This is a genomic window from Peribacillus sp. NPDC096448 (genome assembly GCF_044762675.1).
GTDB lineage: Bacteria > Bacillota > Bacilli > Bacillales > DSM-1321 > Peribacillus > Peribacillus frigoritolerans_B.
The window spans coordinates 1-14269 of record NZ_JBIWEU010000037.1 but is presented as its reverse complement, the minus strand read 5'-3'; the positions used below and the strand labels follow the sequence as shown (position 1 = coordinate 14269).

Here is a 14269-nt window from a genome sequence, read left to right as displayed (position 1 = left end):
TGGCCACTTGGACATGGAAAGGTCCTAAAATGGCTTAACATAGTGGCTCGAAGATCCCAAATCTCTTATCCTTTGGTCAAAATTTCAAGGGAATTATAAGAGGGGTTCGGAATTTTTTAAATTCCGAACCCCTTTTGTCTACAAACTGAAGCCAACTTATATAAGTTGGCTCTTCATTACTCATCAGATTTCCGGTGTTGAAATCGGGCTACCTTTTTTCTATTCCCGCATATTTTCATTGAACACCACTTGCGTCTTCCGCTTTCATCGATAAATAACAGGACGCAGTCATCATTCGAGCATCGCTTTAGTGATGACAGCTTATTTTCTGCAATTAAAGTTAATGTGTCAAAGGCAATATAAGATTGCAGGATATCTTCCGCTTCACCAATAGGTATGGGAACCAGTTTTTGATCACTTAATTTATAAGTGAAAGGTGATTTTTCGATTTTATTTTCTAAATAGGCGATAAACTCATCAGGAATCGGATTCCCATCAGCTATTAATTCAAATTGCTTTCTTAAAATAGTACGCATTTCTAGAATGCCTGCAAAAACCTTTTGAATTCTCTCTTCAATTTTTAAGGATAACTGATTCTCCAAATATGAGTTTTTCCCTTTTATTACAGAAATCCAATCCAGTACATCCCCTTCTGATAGTAATAAGTCTTGCCGTTGACCACGACTGACCAGTTCCGTATTCACTAAATCCAGAGAAAGATTACCTGATATAAGTGGAAATTTATTGGTTTCAGACATAAGTTCATCTCCCATGTTCCTGCTAAATTCTAACCATTAAAATGTTAATTGAGAGGTTATATCACCATTATACCCCATTTCGGAATTTTCCAGCTACTCGTCTTAATTATGGGATAATATGAAAGTTATCCAAAAATCCAAATTAGCAATAACAGAATAGTAATGAAACTACATGATAATCAATCCTTTTAAAGTGAGGGAAAAAGTTCTTGACATAACCTGTACGTACAGGATAATATGAAAGCGTATACAGAACCTATACGTACAGGTTATAAAAACAACTATATTTTGCTTTCTAGGGAAAGGAAGTAGTGAAATGGGTAAATACACAGAGCCAGCAACGGATTTGCTTCAACATGTCGGAGGGAAAGAAAATATTGCGACGGTTACGCATTGTGCGACAAGAATGCGTTTTGCGTTGAAAGATCCTGCCAAGGCGGATGTAACGAATATCGAATCGATTAAGCTTGTGAAAGGAACGTTTACGCAAGCTGGCCAGTTCCAGGTCATAATCGGGAACGAAGTATCATCGTTTTATAATGAATTCGTTTCCATTGCTGGACTTCAGGAAGCGTCAAAAGAAGATGTGAAAAATGCGGCTAAACAGAATATGAGCTGGCTGCAGCGTATGATTGCACATTTAGCTGATATTTTCACCCCGCTGATTCCTGCCATAGTCGTTGGCGGACTCATTCTTGGATTCCGCAATATCATCGGCGATATAAAAATGTTCGATGATAGCACAAAGACCCTTGTGGATATTTCACAATTTTGGGCAGGGGTACACGCCTTCCTTTGGCTGATAGGTGAAGCTATTTTTCATTTTCTTCCTGTTGGGATTACATGGTCGATCTCGAAGAAAATGGGCACGACTCAAATTCTCGGGATCGTCCTTGGTTTGACCCTGGTTTCCCCACAGCTTCTTAATGCATATGCAGTGGCAAACACGAAGGCAAGTGACATACCTTTTTGGGATTTCGGTTTTGCCCAGGTCGATATGATCGGCTACCAGGCCCAAGTCATCCCAGCGATACTTGCAGGGTTCGTCCTGGCGTATTTAGAACGGTTCTTGAGAGATAAAGTGCACAATTCCATTTCCATGATCGTCGTCCCATTTTTCGCTTTACTTCCAACTGTAATCATTGCCCATACCATATTGGGGCCTATAGGCTGGAAAATCGGTTCTGTCATTTCTACGGTTGTATATTCCGGATTGACTTCATCAGTTGGTTGGCTATTTGCTGCCGTTTTCGGCTTTGCTTATGCACCCCTTGTCATCACGGGACTGCATCACATGACAAACGCAATCGATCTTCAGCTTATGAGTGAACTTGGCGGTACGAACCTATGGCCAATGATCGCATTATCCAATATTGCACAAGGAACGGCCGTGCTTGCAATGATTTACATCAACAGAAAGGACCAGGAGGAAAGACAAGTTTCCATACCCGCTACGATTTCATGTTATCTCGGTGTAACCGAGCCAGCCATGTTCGGGATTAATCTGAAATACGGCTTTCCGTTCTTAGCCGGTATGATCGGTTCACTTTTCGCAGGCATCGTTTCAGTCGGATCTGGAGTAATGGCAAATTCCATTGGTGTTGGAGGGATTCCAGGTATCCTATCCATCCAACCACAGCATATGGGAATGTTTGCACTCGCGATGTTGGTTGCTTTCGTTGTGCCATTCATTTTGACTATAGCATTCTCCAAGCGTCCTGAAATGAACTTGAAAACTAGAACGAAAACAACGAAATTAAATGCTTAATAACGCGGAGGGAGAAGGATTCTCCCTCTTTTTTACCATACTTACAAAAGATACATCTGGGATAGCAGAGGAGGAATCAAAATGAAGGATTTTAAAAAAAGTACCATCTATCAAATTTATCCGAAGTCATTTAAGGACTCGAACGGTGACGGCATCGGGGATATAAATGGAGTTATAGAAAAACTTGATTATCTGAATAAACTGGGAGTGGATTATATTTGGCTGACGCCTTTTTATCGTTCACCGCAAAATGATAACGGATATGATGTAGCGGATTATACATCCATTGATCCTGTTTTTGGGACGATGGATGATTTCGAAAGATTGGTGAAGGAAGCTAATTCACGGGATATCCAAATCATGCTTGATATGGTATTCAACCATACATCAACAGAGCATGAATGGTTCCAAAAAGCATTGGCTGGAGAGAAAGAATATAAGGACTATTATATTTTCAAGAAATCGAAAAATGGAGAGCCCCCTACCAATTGGATTTCGAAATTCGGGGGCCCTGCATGGGAATATGTAGCGGAACATGATGAATACTACCTCCATTTGTTCGATCGGACACAAGCTGACCTTAACTGGGAAAATTCCAAAGTAAGGCAGGAAATCTTCAATATAGTAAACTTCTGGATGGAAAAAGGTGTAAAAGGATTCCGTTTGGATGTCATCAATCTTATTTCGAAACCTGACATCTATGAAAATGACAAAGATGGAGATGGACGATGCTTTTATACAGACGGTCCCAAAATTCATCAATTCCTTAAAGAGATGAATGAAGAAACTTTCGGGAAGGATGAAGAGGTGATGACTGTAGGGGAAATGTCATCGACGACCATTGACCATTGCATCAAATATTCATCTCCAGTTGAAAGCGAGCTGTCCATGGTATTCAGTTTCCATCATCTAAAGGTGGATTATAAGGATGGGGAAAAGTGGTCACTTGCAGATTTTGACTTCGGGCAGTTAAAGGAGATCCTAAGCAGCTGGCAATATGGGATGCAAGAAGGAAACGGGTGGAATGCCCTGTTCTGGTGCAACCATGACCAGCCGAGGATCGTATCCAGGTTTGGGAATGATCAAGAGTATCATAAGGAATCGGCCAAGATGCTGGCAACAGCCATTCATATGCTTAGGGGAACCCCTTATATTTATCAAGGGGAGGAAATAGGGATGACCAACCCGAAATTCAATGATATTGGACAATATCGGGACGTGGAATCGATTAATTATTATAATATTTTAAAAGAGGCAGGCAAGGATGAAAAGGAAATAATCGAAATCCTTCAAGCTAAATCCCGTGATAACTCGAGAACTCCCATGCAGTGGGAAAATACGGAGCATGCAGGCTTTACAAAAGGGACTCCATGGATTACGGTGCCTAATGATGTTAAGAACATCAACGCTGAACACGCACTAATGGATCAGGATTCCATTTTTCATCATTACCAAAAACTTATATTCTTACGCAAGAAACATGATATCATTGCATATGGGGACTATCATGAAATTCTTGGCGACCATGACGCTTTGTTCGCTTATGTACGCAGTCATGAAGACGAGAAACTTTTGGTCATCAATAACTTTTATGCAAAAAGAGCGCCCTTCGAAATGCCAAAGGATATTGACCTATCGGGATACAACTCAGAGCTCCTGCTTTCAAACTATATCGATTCGAAAGAAATCGCAGGTGATTTTATCCTTCGTCCCTATGAATCGGTTGTCTATTTGTTGAAAAAGGACGAGTAGCAGACTAAGAAAAATATATTGTGGTGATGAAATGAACAGCAAATATCTATCGCTATATGGTGATATTGTTTCAAAAATTGAAGAAGGAACCTATCCGACAAATTCAAAGCTTCCTTCCGAAAGCAGCTTCATGGAAGAGTATGATATATCCAGGGATACTGTGAGAAAGTCCTTACAGTTGCTTGAACAAAATGGATATATCCATAAAATCAAAGGCAAGGGTTCATTTGTCTTGGATTTCAGCAAATTTAATTTTCCTGTAGCAGGGTTGATTTCCTATAAAGAAATGGTGGAAAAGTTGGATTTGCATTCCAAAACGATCATTCATAAGTTGGAGCTTGAGACCCCCGACTCAAACATGGCCAAGCTTCTGGACTTAACTGGTGATGGTAAAGTATGGAAGGTCTTCCGGGTACGGCAAATCAATGGGAAGAAGATCATACTGGACAAAGACTATTTCAAAAGCGAGTTCGTAACTAATCTGACCAAGGAAATTTGTGAGGATTCGATTTATGGATATATCGAAAAGGAACTCGGTCTCCAGATTGGGTTTTCCAATAAGGAAATTACCGTGGAGTCATGCAGTGAAGAAGATAAACAATTATTGGACATTGAAGACTTCGATATGGTGGCAGTTGTGAAAAGTACGGTCCATTTAATCGATGGAAGCTTGTTTCAATATAGTGAATCCAGGCATAGACCCGATAAATTCAAGTTCACGGACTTTGCACGGAGGACTTGGTGAAGGCTAAGGATGAAATGAAAAGAAGAAATGACTCTTAAAAAGAGATGCCGGGCGGACTTTTCTAATTCAGTTCAAGGTATCGTGTTAAACTTATAGATACTAATATTTTTGAATGGGCGGGGAGAGTAGGAGAGTCAAACTTAGTTTGATTCTCCTTCCGCTTGTTTGGAGGTATGGGAAGCATTTAGTAAAACCACTCCGCCGATTATTAATACTAAGCCGCCTAATGTAGTGATACTGAATGGCTCATTCCATAAAAGTACGCCAATCAATGCTGTTAAAGCTGTGCCTATTCCTGACCAAATGGCGTATGCTAAGCTTAACGGAATTGTTTTAAGACATACAGATAAACTATAAAATGCAATGCCAAATCCTATTATTACCCCAAATGAAGCGAATAAATGCGTGAAGCCTTCTGACAGCTTAAGCATGGTCGTACCAAATACTTCGCTTATGATTGAAATTCCTAAAGCTATGTATCCTTTCATATTGTTACCTCCGATTACTAAATTTTTAAGAAGTGCCTTCATTAGAGAGCTTCAATACAACCACTCCGCCAATGATCAAGACTAAACCTAAAAATTTTTTCAGGTTAAAGCTTTCTTTATAAACGATAACTCCCACTAAAGCAGTTAAAGCTGTTCCTATTCCCGACCAAATGGCATAAGCCGTTCCAAGCGGGATGGTTATTAGAGATAATGACAGGCAATAAAAAGCCAAACCCATTCCAATTACCACACCAATGGAAGGGAATAACCTTTTAAACCCGTTTGATACTTTTAACATCGAACTGCCAAACACTTCACTTACGATGGCCATTGCCAAAAATGCATAATGATTCAAGATTTAACTCCTCCTAAATATGGATTACTATTTCTCAATCTCTTCCCCCAAGAATCTTAACATCTAAAGGGCTCCTATTAAACTAATACCACCTATAGCCAGACTCATATTTTCTGTCATTGCAGAAAATATCCTTTCACGCTCAATTTTAGGCTGAAAGTGGTACAATAAGGCCCTCTTCGAACCTGAAAGCAACATATAAGAGGGTTGAACAGGGATTTTGTCGAATGGTTCCTTTAACGATTATATAGGGGTGAATTTATTTCATGGAATTTAAAATAAACAAAGAATGTTTCAATAAGGCGATTACAGATGTCAGCCATGCTGTTTCCATAAAAACGCCTATACCCATTTTATCAGGTATAAAGATAGTGGCTAATGACGATTGCTTAACCCTTCTTGGTAGTAATTCCGATATTGTCATTGAAAAAACGATTCCTTTAACGATTGATGGTGTAAAGGAATTGGAGGTTTTTGAAAAGGGTACGGTCGTTTTATCAGCTAAATATTTAAGTGAAATCGTAAAAAAATTACATGATGTCATTCATGTAAAGCTGAACGAAAATCTATCAGTTACTATTAAATCAAATGAAATAGTCATGAACTTAAATGGATTACATTCCGGGGAATACCCAAATACCCCTCAAATGGATGAATCCGGTTATTTTAATATCCCATGTGTTGAATTATTGGAAATCATAAAACAGACTGCGTTTGCCGTTTCTAAAAGTGAGGCCAGACCTGCACTGACAGGAGTCAATTTGTCTATCAAGGGAAACAAGCTAACTTGTGTTGCAACAAATTCCCATCGTTTAGCGCTAAGAGAACTTGTTTTAGAATCAAAGTTGAATGGGTCTTTCATCATTCCAAGTAAAAGCCTTAATGAATTAGCCAAGTTATTCATTAATGAAGCGGATATCATACATATTTTCATCACAGAAAGCTTTATCGTCTTTAAATCAAATAATATCTCACTTTTTTCAAGGCTGATTGAAGGTAATTTTCCTAATGTATCAGGATTGCTGCCAAAAGATTTGAAAACGATCATAACCTTGGACACCAATACACTGTTAAAGGGTATTGACAGGGCCTGCCTTTTTGCAAATGAATGGAGAAATAACAATGTACATATAGAAATCCTTGATAAAAGTAAGTTAAGGATATCTTCTAATTCATCGGACTTAGGGAAAATAGAAGAAACACAAAGCATCAAGTCATTCAGAGGTGAGGCGGGGTTAAGTGTATCACTGGATGGAAGTTTTTTATTGGATGCCTTAAAAGCAATAAAAGAAAACGAGGTAAAGCTAAGTTTTGGCGGTCCAATGAGACCTGTCTTAATCGAGCCAAGCGATAATTCCTCCTATCTTCATCTCATTTCACCAGTGAGAACATACTAAAGGGAAAGACTGCTGCAGGATACGAATACAGGGGTGAATCACCAAACTTCAACAGCGGATTAATGAGATGATTTAATACCGCCAATAAGTAGGATTTATCCTTATTGAGTTTATTGATGTGAAATGAAGCCATGTACAATTCCATTTCATCCAAGACGATTTGTGCAAGAGACCTGAAAATATCCTATCCTGATCCTCTTCTGTAATCGAACGCGGCTGTTAATCAATGACTCACATCTAGGTAACAGAATTTTTTACTAAGAACGTCAGGGAAAGGTAAACGGCGGATTATGTAATTAGCAGTCGTTTTGGCTGCTGAGCATTGTCGGAAGAATCTCTTTAAAGAGGTTTATTTTAAAATAAACCACGGTAGAATATATGGTGAAAATATGACCCTACAATAGCTAAATACTCACGATTCGTTTTTCAGTCCCTATATCCGTAAGGAACGCTCCAAGTACAAATACCCGAGCATTTAAGCCAATGGGTCTTTGTCTTTACAGAAGGTTCATTTTATAACATGGAAAAAATAACAAAGATGATGATATGCAGCAAGTTCATGCCAGGCTTTGAAATAAAATAAGAAAGGGGAGAACGAGTCAGCCACATGACCTGTTCTCCCTTTTGTTCTTAGGAATCCGTCACTTCAATCAGATAGTAAGGTCGAAAGTGACGGGTAGTTAACAAAAATGCCTTTTCCAAATGCAAAACTAATACAATAACTGCTAAAACTCCATACTTTAATATGATCTGATTGTCTTTATCTACATAGTAATTCAAATATACTATTTCCTCTTAGAAACAAACTATTAACCTATTACACTATTATATATCTTTCATATACTAATATAGCTTTTAATAGAAAGGGGGAAGAAAGAGTGCAATCACCTTGTATCCTAGAAGTTAATGACCAATTCTTTTTAGTCACTGAAATTGATGATGTAGCTACACTTAGAATCCGTATTTCATCTCTATTAGCAACAACTTTAATAAGTTTAGGATTCCCAGTCTGCGGCGAATAGATCACTTTCCCAATATTTTAGGTAACCCACTTTAGTGCATACTCTCTATTTAATATAATCAGATGTTATCGGCAAGTGAAAAGGGTTCTTCTATATGAAGACCCTTTTTACTACTTCGAGTGAAGTAAAGACTTCTCGGAGGAATGCGACAGCTGCTGGATTAAAGCGTTGATTCAGGCCTTCTGGCTTATTAGGACTCCGTCGAAGCTTCTAAACGACTACATAAGTGCGTGAGTGATGTACTAGCGACTTCTTCTTGGCAGAGCCAAACGCAAAGGGCGATAAGTCCATTTGCTTGATACTTACTAGATCGCTGTGGAAATCCCACCTGTTGGGCAGTTCTTGTAGGACTATTGGGGATAGTAAACATTGTAATTCTTGTGCAAAAAGAGTCAGTTCACTGAAGGTAGGATTCATAAAAAAACACCATCCTTCCTCGTAAACTATTTACGATAAGCATAGCGTTTTTTTATTTTAGAAGGTATTGTTTTAACTTAGGTTGATGGGCATGGGGCTGTACCCCTTATATGCCTTAGAAGGTACCCGAACTTACCTTTTTTAAGTACTCATCTATAGCCGTTAGAGCTTCTTTTGCTCCACCTGATTTTTTAAAGCTATTGCTCAACTTCTTAGCATTTTCCCGATAAGCAGGATTGGACAATATCTGTTGAACGGATTCTTGTAGCTTTTCTATGCTTACTTCATGTGGATCAATTCTAAACCCGGCTTGAAGTTCCTCTAATCGATTAGCGATCAAAGGCTGATCTGAGGTCTGGGGGATGACGACAAGGGGCACTTCATAATAGAGAGCCTCGCTCGTACTATTCATTCCCCCATGGGTAATGAAGGCGTCCGTATGCTTTAAAACTTCAAGCTGCGGTAAATATCTACGTACAATGAAGTTTTCCGGCAAAGGCTGCAGCTTGGCTAAATCAGTAGCCATGCCCACTGAAAATATGACTTTCCCCTCAAAGTTTCTAAAAGCCTCTACACAGGTTTGAAAGAAAGATTCAAATCCTTGCAATATGGTACCCATTGAAATATACAGTACTTTCTGGTCTTTCAGTTCCTCTAACGGAAAATCATGTGTTTGCACCCGTTTCGTGATGGAAGGACCGATAAATACATATGAATCATCCATATATTCTCCACCTGGTTGAAACTCTCTGCTTGTATAGACAATATTCAAATCAGAAGCATTCATCATAAATTGGAAGTGGTGCTTTACCTTCACACCGAAACGTTCCTGGATCCGTTCCGTTATAGTCGAATTTTCTTTCTCCATTTCCGGTGATGGATTTAGAGGAAGACCCCTGCTACTTTCTAGCATTTTCAGGAATTGCTCCTGAGGAATAGCGAAGGAAGATGATGAAGAGATAGAAGGAATGTTTAAATAGTCTTTGACCAGCAGTCCCGCACCAAACGTATCATGATATACATAATCAAATGGGATGGAATCAGCTAATTCTTGAACAACAGCCAAAATATCATAGGAAAGTTTTAATATGACTTGCATAAATTCATGGATACTAGTGACTTTTTGAGGTGTTAATCCCTTTAAATGATTTGGATGAAGATATACATTCGCACCCAAACCTTCAATTCTCTCTTTAAATTCTTCAGTGGTTATGTAATGAACAGAATCTCCACGGTCAATTAAAGCTTTTACTACACCAAGAGTCGGATTAACATGGCCCTCAGCCGGAATGTTTATCATTAATACATTCATCAACTTTCACTCCCCTTTCAAATAATATATAAATCACTCAATCTCTTTTCATGATACAATACCATTCTTATCTTTTTCCAATATAAACCATCATGTTTGTCTAAAAGGGGTGAGGCAAGAATTATTTCTTTTTTAAGCCATTCACTAAAGACAATAGTGATTTGAGCTATTAATGAAGTTCTACGTCACTTTTTCTTTATCGTTAACTGATGGATTTACAGGATCTTTTATGCCGATCTCATTCAAAAATGGCGCATAAGACATCTTCTATGCCATTTTTACCTCTATGGTTCCAAAAGTAACGAATTCTTGCCGTACCCTGTTAAGGATAGAAAAGTCATTTCAAAAAGTACTTTAAAGAAATGATTATTACATCCTTATCGTTTGAAAAATGGCAATTTTTTAGCCTGAAATCCCTTAAGTATCAAGGTAAAGTTTTGAGTACCCCCAGAACGGAATTTTGGACTTTCATTGTAACTTATAAGCTCCATGTATTGTTTTTTTCCATGGCAGTCATGGAAGACGGTACACTTTTTGTGGGGAAATACATAATACAGACTAATTGCATGATATAGGATAATTATTAAATCGTGATGTTCACGTTTGGTGAACATTCATGGTTTACCAGAACAGATTTAACGGGTGAAACAAATGTAATATAGGGTTTTCTTTTCTCGCATTAAATTGCGAGCTTTTTTTAATCGATAATATCTGCTAACCTTTCACTATGGAGGGATTAAAATATACCGTTTCTTCGTTTGTTAGTTTACAAAATCAAAAATCCCATGAATTATATAGAATTCGATGGCTTTTCCATGTAATTTGACCGTTGGGGACAAACTACCAAAACAGATAAACGAGTTTTTTACCGATTTAGAAGCTTGTGTGAATTATTTATAAATACAAATGCTTCTGAAGTGGTGAAAATAGAAAAAAAATCCAGTCATCATTAACTGAAAATTCTTAATTAACACAAAAATGAGTGTATAATATGATAAAACGGTTATCTAAGTTTGTGGGTAACTATTTCTTAATAAGGAGGCGATACTCTTAAATATGTATGGAAATTTATTTATTAGAAGGTAAATACTGGTGGAATGCAGAAAAGGAGAAATTTATTAGTCTAGAAAGGAATTAAAGCAGCTTAGTAGCCGTTGGGAATGTGGGTTTAGATATTGCGTTTCCACAAAGTAGTTCAATGTTAATTTTTATTGGGATGCGCTCCTATAGCAGCACTAGTTTCGGAAGGTCAACTATAATACAGAATATTTTTAACGATGTGGTTTGTTCAACGTTTTAAAATTAAAGCGCTTTCCATTAGCCAGCCATTTCGTGTTGTACTCAATTAAACTATGCATTAATTAATATATACAAAAAATCACTATATATACATACTGGAGGTATTAGGATGAAAAAGAAAAAAGCATTAACCGGCCTGATGGCTGTGAGTTTACTAACAGTAATTCCGTGGAGTTCTGGACATGCTGAGAAACCTCAATGGACAAATGTGAATACATATGAGGAACAGGACGGAAGCAAGTTTAATAGCGAAAACTATGACTTTGTGAAATTCTCACAAATTGGTTCCAAATTAAAAGAGATTGAAAAACTTTCAAACCGTGTGAAAGTTGAAGTCCGTGGAACATCAGCTGATGGAAACCCACTCTACGTTGTCACGATTGCTGACCCAACAACGCAAGGGAAGTTCGGAAAAGTGAAGGCACTTAGAAAGCAAATGTTTAAGAATCCAGGCAAAGCTCAAGAATGGGTTGCCGATAATCCTGACTTTAAAGTTCCAATTATGATTAATGGTTCTATTCATGGGACTGAATTTGTCGGAAGCGATGCAATCCTTCAATTAATTGAACGTTTTGCTACCCAAAATGATGCAACAACGAAAGACGTTTTAGAGAATAATATTCTTATTTTCAATGTCGTACAAAACCCTGATGGACGTATTGATGCGACCCGCTTTAATGGCGAAGGAATTGACATAAATCGTGACTTTATCACCCAGTCGCAGCCAGAAACAAAAGAGATGGTTGAGCTCATTAAAGAATGGAACCCGATGGTGTTCCTTGATACTCATGGTTATGTGAAGAATTATCAGCCAAATCTGCAGGGGTTAATTGAGCCTTGTACGCCTCCGCATAATCCTAATTACGAGTATGACTTATACGGAAAATGGGCCTATAAACAGGCAGAAGCGATGGAAGCGGAAATAATGAAGGATCATGAGAACTATTCAGGATCCTTGTATCAAAACATGAAAGGTACCTATATTCCGCTGCGCGATGATTCCGCCGGCTGGGATGATTACCCACCAATTTTCACACCAATGTATGCGATGTACCATGGTGCTTACGGTCATACATTAGAAGCCCCAACAAATGATTGGGATGGCGTACGATGGATGTATAATTCGATTATGGGGGCACTGAAATTTGCAACAGCTAACAAGCAATCCATGATTACTGATCAAATTGAAATTTTTAAAAGAGGAATTAACTTTGACCATCCTTTTCATAAGGAAGGGTTATTTCCAAAAACCTACATACTTCCACTAAACCCTATGGATCCGACTGTTACGAATAAGGCAGTAAATCATTTGATCAATAATGATATTCAAGTTGTTCAAGCTGTGAATGCATTTAAAGCGGATGGAGTGTCATATCCAAAAGGAACTTATCTCGTTGAGATGGATCAGGCGAAAGCCGGATTAGCAAACACGATGCTCTGGGATGGGGAAGACATCACGAACGATACCCCAGCAATGTACGACATTTCCGCATGGAGTTTACCGGAGCTTTGGGGATTCGAGGCAGTAGCCACACAAAATCCTATTAAAGTCAATACAACGAAAGTAAACCGGATTACAGGTCAAGGAACGGTTTCAGGAAAAGGACCGTTTCTGATTCCGAACAGCTCTGTCCAATCGGTAAATTTAGTAAATGCATTGCTTAAGCAAGGAATACCTATAGTACGTGATGCACAAGGCAACTTCTTTGCAAAAGCATTAGCTAATAAGGTATCAGCAGCGGTGAAAGAATCGGGGCTACAGGTTGGGACTGCTGAGGTACCAGCGGATGCAGTGGCTGTTACGTCTTTAAAAGTGGCTATATTAAAGGATGGAGGCATGGGTAAACAGAAATCACACGCAGGAACAAAGCTCGCTTTGAAAAGACTAGGTTTTGATGTGACAGAAGTTACTCCAGTCGAAGTGGCTAAAAATGCCCTTACCGGTTTTGATATTTTTGTCTATAGTGGAACGGAAAGTCTCATTTCTACCAACCTATCTGAAGCTAATAAAGAATTTGGATTACAGACCGCCGGGCAATTTAATGCGTTTAAAGACAATGTGACAAGCTTCTTAAATGAAGGAGGCAAATATATAGCTGTAGGTGCTGGTGCATCTAGAGCAACTAAGACACTTGGTCTTACAGACGACATCATTAATGTAGGAGGTTCCAACAGTAATGGTATCGTAAAAGTCGATTATGTGGGAACCGGTTTAACAGCAGGGTATGGAGAGGATGATATCGGCTTTGTCTATCGTCCAACATGGTTCACGGGTACGGATAATGATGAAATCGTTGCGACTTTTGCAGATTCAGATAATTTCTTCGTAGCTGGTCACTGGAAAAATAACATAACCGCCAAGGGCCAAGCCGTAATCGTAAAAGAACAGAATAAAGATGTGACTCTTATTGGGTTAGAAGCAGGTTTCCGCGACCATCCGGATTACTTGTTCCGTCTTCTATCAAATGCAATTTTTGAAAAGTAGTAGAAATAGCCAAAGCCGGATGTAATGAATCCGGCTTTGGCTATTTAAAAAATGCTAAACGCTTGCTAATGAGTCTTGAACAAATATCTCAGCAACTGCTATATAAATACTTATTACTTTTAAATAATCTGCTGCAAAAACCGCTGAATGACTTCTATAGAGAAGTAGTTGTTTACCCGATTGAAAAGGCGTTTTCTACCAGGTACCCACTATCTATTGAGTATATTGGGTTGTAAAAAAAATCTCGCAATATAAGGTTTATTAAGTAGTTTGATGAGTTTATAATTATTGTTCTTATTTACTATCAGGTGCGTTAGCTTAAGATCAGAGCTGTCTTTTTAAGGCAGCTTTTTCTTTATGGAACTATCGGGGCAGATTAGCATTCCTGTAGATCGTTAAATATCAGGTTTGAAAAAAATAGAGCCCCTCAGTAAGATACGAGTATAGAGTCCAATCTAACTCAAAGTCTTA

At 38.4% G+C, this 14269-nt stretch carries 10 protein-coding genes and 1 pseudogene; 6 read left to right on the top strand and 5 right to left on the bottom strand.

From position 1 onward, the window contains the following. Positions 1-176: 176 nt before the first annotated feature. On the bottom strand, positions 177-758 hold the full coding sequence (locus tag ACIQ0C_RS26450) for a CGNR zinc finger domain-containing protein (RefSeq protein WP_403065661.1): 582 nt from the start codon (positions 756-758) through the stop codon (positions 177-179). A 316-nt stretch (positions 759-1074) separates the two neighbouring features. On the opposite strand from ACIQ0C_RS26450, the gene treP reads away from it, so the two are divergent. From treP to treR, 3 genes are all read left to right on the top strand, one after another. After that, the gene (gene treP / locus ACIQ0C_RS26445) at positions 1075-2526 is read left to right on the top strand and encodes a PTS system trehalose-specific EIIBC component (RefSeq protein WP_403065658.1); all 1452 of its coding nucleotides are present in this window, start codon (positions 1075-1077) and stop codon (positions 2524-2526) included. Between the two features lie 81 nt (positions 2527-2607). Continuing rightward, entirely contained in the window at positions 2608-4278 is a 1671-nt protein-coding gene (treC, locus tag ACIQ0C_RS26440) for an alpha,alpha-phosphotrehalase (protein WP_403065655.1), read from the top strand. Positions 4279-4309: 31 nt separating this feature from the next. Further along, entirely contained in the window at positions 4310-5023 is a 714-nt protein-coding gene (treR, locus tag ACIQ0C_RS26435; protein ID WP_403065652.1) for a trehalose operon repressor, read from the top strand. Positions 5024-5163: 140 nt separating this feature from the next. Here the strand turns inward: treR and ACIQ0C_RS26430 are convergent, their stop codons facing one another. Next, positions 5164-5511, bottom strand: a complete 348-nt coding sequence (locus ACIQ0C_RS26430) for a DMT family transporter (protein WP_402843513.1) — start codon at positions 5509-5511, stop codon at positions 5164-5166. A 25-nt stretch (positions 5512-5536) separates the two neighbouring features. After that, positions 5537-5866 carry a DMT family transporter gene (locus ACIQ0C_RS26425; RefSeq protein ID WP_403065649.1) on the bottom strand — a complete coding sequence of 110 codons (330 nt, stop codon included), beginning with the start codon at positions 5864-5866 and terminating at the stop codon, positions 5537-5539. A 266-nt stretch (positions 5867-6132) separates the two neighbouring features. Between ACIQ0C_RS26425 and dnaN the strand changes: the two genes are divergently transcribed. Beyond that, positions 6133-7263: a DNA polymerase III subunit beta gene (gene dnaN / locus ACIQ0C_RS26420; RefSeq protein ID WP_403065646.1), complete on the top strand. Its 1131-nt coding sequence runs from the start codon at positions 6133-6135 to the stop codon at positions 7261-7263. Positions 7264-8141: 878 nt separating this feature from the next. Next, the gene (locus ACIQ0C_RS26415; RefSeq protein ID WP_403065643.1) at positions 8142-8285 is read left to right on the top strand and encodes a DUF3956 family protein; all 144 of its coding nucleotides are present in this window, start codon (positions 8142-8144) and stop codon (positions 8283-8285) included. 117 nt (positions 8286-8402) lie between these two features. On the opposite strand, the pseudogene ACIQ0C_RS26410 reads toward ACIQ0C_RS26415, so the two are convergent. Then, positions 8403-8702 (bottom strand): annotated as a pseudogene (locus ACIQ0C_RS26410) (IS4 family transposase); the annotation flags it as partial. Positions 8703-8817: 115 nt separating this feature from the next. Beyond that, the gene (locus ACIQ0C_RS26405) at positions 8818-10014 is read right to left on the bottom strand and encodes a macrolide family glycosyltransferase (protein WP_403065640.1); all 1197 of its coding nucleotides are present in this window, start codon (positions 10012-10014) and stop codon (positions 8818-8820) included. Positions 10015-11422: 1408 nt separating this feature from the next. Between ACIQ0C_RS26405 and ACIQ0C_RS26400 the strand changes: the two genes are divergently transcribed. Then, a complete protein-coding gene (locus tag ACIQ0C_RS26400) occupies positions 11423-13798 on the top strand; it encodes a M14 family zinc carboxypeptidase (RefSeq protein WP_403065637.1) in 2376 nt (791 codons plus the stop codon). Positions 13799-14269: the final 471 nt, after the last annotated feature.

Coding starts and splice junctions, on each gene's coding strand:
- treP (WP_403065658.1), top strand. CDS start 1,075: ATGGGTAAATACACAGAGCCAGCAACGGATTTGCTTCAACATGTCGGA.
- ACIQ0C_RS26450 (WP_403065661.1), bottom strand. CDS start 758: ATGTCTGAAACCAATAAATTTCCACTTATATCAGGTAATCTTTCTCTG.
- ACIQ0C_RS26430 (WP_402843513.1), bottom strand. CDS start 5,511: ATGAAAGGATACATAGCTTTAGGAATTTCAATCATAAGCGAAGTATTT.
- treC (WP_403065655.1), top strand. CDS start 2,608: ATGAAGGATTTTAAAAAAAGTACCATCTATCAAATTTATCCGAAGTCA.
- treR (WP_403065652.1), top strand. CDS start 4,310: ATGAACAGCAAATATCTATCGCTATATGGTGATATTGTTTCAAAAATT.
- ACIQ0C_RS26400 (WP_403065637.1), top strand. CDS start 11,423: ATGAAAAAGAAAAAAGCATTAACCGGCCTGATGGCTGTGAGTTTACTA.
- dnaN (WP_403065646.1), top strand. CDS start 6,133: ATGGAATTTAAAATAAACAAAGAATGTTTCAATAAGGCGATTACAGAT.
- ACIQ0C_RS26405 (WP_403065640.1), bottom strand. CDS start 10,014: ATGAATGTATTAATGATAAACATTCCGGCTGAGGGCCATGTTAATCCG.